The sequence below is a fragment of the Pseudomonas sp. P20 genome (assembly GCF_016463925.1).
Lineage (GTDB): Bacteria > Pseudomonadota > Gammaproteobacteria > Pseudomonadales > Pseudomonadaceae > Pseudomonas > Pseudomonas aeruginosa.
Genome location: NZ_JAEMVM010000046.1, coordinates 1 through 280, shown reverse-complemented (window position 1 = coordinate 280; position 280 = coordinate 1). Strand labels below are relative to the sequence as shown.

Sequence of the window (280 nt, the reverse complement as noted above, 5' to 3'; positions counted from 1 at the left end):
AAGCGTCTGGCCACCGCCATGGTGCTCTATCTCCCCGCCCAGGAGCGAGCGCTGATCGAGGCCGGCGAGATGAGCGGCAACCTGGTTCAGGCCATGGGCGATGCCGTCTCCCTGGTCGAGGCCCAGGCCAGGATCCGCGCCACCATCTGGCAGGCGCTGCTCTACCCCTCGGCGCTGTCCGCCATGATGGTGTTCCTGCTGTGCATCGTGGCCTATCGCATGGTCCCCAGCCTGGCCAGGCTCTCCGACCCAGTCACCTGGACCGGCCCGCTCGCCACGC

1 protein-coding gene is annotated in these 280 nt (G+C 68.9%); it reads left to right on the top strand.

Going from position 1 to position 280, the window contains the following annotated elements; all coding sequences use genetic code 11:
• Positions 1-280 (top strand): type II secretion system F family protein (locus tag JHD77_RS33320; RefSeq protein WP_199506546.1); only part of this gene is annotated, 280 nt, incomplete at both ends.